This is a genomic window from Moorena sp. SIO3H5, assembly GCF_010692395.1.
GTDB lineage: Bacteria > Cyanobacteriota > Cyanobacteriia > Cyanobacteriales > Coleofasciculaceae > Moorena.
The window spans coordinates 1-1,250 of record NZ_JAAHHS010000779.1 but is presented as its reverse complement, the minus strand read 5'-3'; the positions used below and the strand labels follow the sequence as shown (position 1 = coordinate 1,250).

At 48.2% G+C, this 1,250-nt stretch carries 1 protein-coding gene and 1 tRNA gene; one reads left to right on the top strand and one right to left on the bottom strand.

What is annotated here, in order from left to right; all coding sequences use genetic code 11:
• Positions 1–22: 22 nt before the first annotated feature.
• The gene (locus F6K52_RS36470; protein WP_293090139.1) at positions 23–751 is read right to left on the bottom strand and encodes a tyrosine-type recombinase/integrase; all 729 of its coding nucleotides are present in this window, start codon (positions 749–751) and stop codon (positions 23–25) included.
• A 198-nt stretch (positions 752–949) separates the two neighbouring features.
• Between F6K52_RS36470 and F6K52_RS36465 the strand changes: the two genes are divergently transcribed.
• A tRNA-Tyr gene (locus F6K52_RS36465) sits at positions 950–1,030 on the top strand.
• Positions 1,031–1,250: the final 220 nt, after the last annotated feature.

Below are 1,250 nucleotides of genomic sequence, written 5' to 3'. Positions count from 1 at the left end.
TAGCCCGCTTCTGCAAAATTTACTACACGGCCGGGGGGGTCATCTTTCTGTTCTGTATCTGCCCCCCTTTGAGTATTGGGCACAACAGCGCCCCTGGTTGGTGACCTCTTGTGTTTAACCAATTATCAACAAAAGCGATCGCGTTTTCAGGTAAATAAACCGTCCTATCCTTACCTCCTTTACCCTGGCGCACCTCCAAAGCACCAGTGGAACCATCAAAATCTCGCACTTCCAGCTTCACCACCTCTGCCCGTCGCAGTCCTGTACCCCGTAGGATGCCAATTAGAGCTTTATCCCTAGCCCCTTGATTAGTTGTATCGGAAGTACACACCTTAATGAGTGCTGTAATTTCTGTTTGAGTTAATGCTCGACCTCTGGGTAAGGGATGATTCTTAATCTTGGGTAAATCCACCGCTGCCTCGAAATCTTCTGGATTCATCAGTTTCAACTTCTTTGCCACAGTTAATACTCCCCTGAGGGCTGCCATCTTCTTCTTGACCGTGGCAGGGGCATTAATTTCTAGTAATGCGGCTTGGACAGCGGCGGTGTGCTGATAGGTGAGGGCTGCCCAGTCAAGGGTGTCTGCATCACATTCGTTGTTAGTAAGTAGGGATGCGATCGCATCCAAAGCTTGCCTCATTGTTCGCTGCGACCCAGGACTCAAACTACTCAAATAAACCCGTGCCGGATGCCCAGTCAAGGGTAAAGCTGTGGTGAGAGAGAGTGATGTGTTAGTGAGGGTTACACTCATTTTCTTATGAGAAGTGGCCTTCTAAATAGTAATTATGTCACATATTGAACCACTCAATGATCTAAGAGAATGACTATTTTGTATTACACCCTTGACACTTTGTAGTATATTATGTAGTATATATATAACAGAGTAATACAGGTCGCAAACCTGCTTGCTCTGAAGCACCTTGAAAATTTCAGAGAATGCAAAATCTATGGGTCGGCTCACCTATTGGAGAAGGTAACTGTCTGTAAAACAGCCGCGTTTGCATTGTTGGTTCAAATCCAACTCGACCCATCTTGCCCCTGTGATGCAATTGGCAGACATGACCCGCGTGAACTACCACGACCTACGTTGTTGTTCGCGAAGCGTGGCCTAAGGCCAGGTCGTGGCTTCCAGCTTGGCCTTTGGCCACGCTACGCGAACACGGAAGAATGCCTTAACTTGGACGGGCGTCCACGTCTTGGTCTTACTTCTTCTCCACTGGCGTTGACCTCCCCCGTCCCAGAGGAGGATA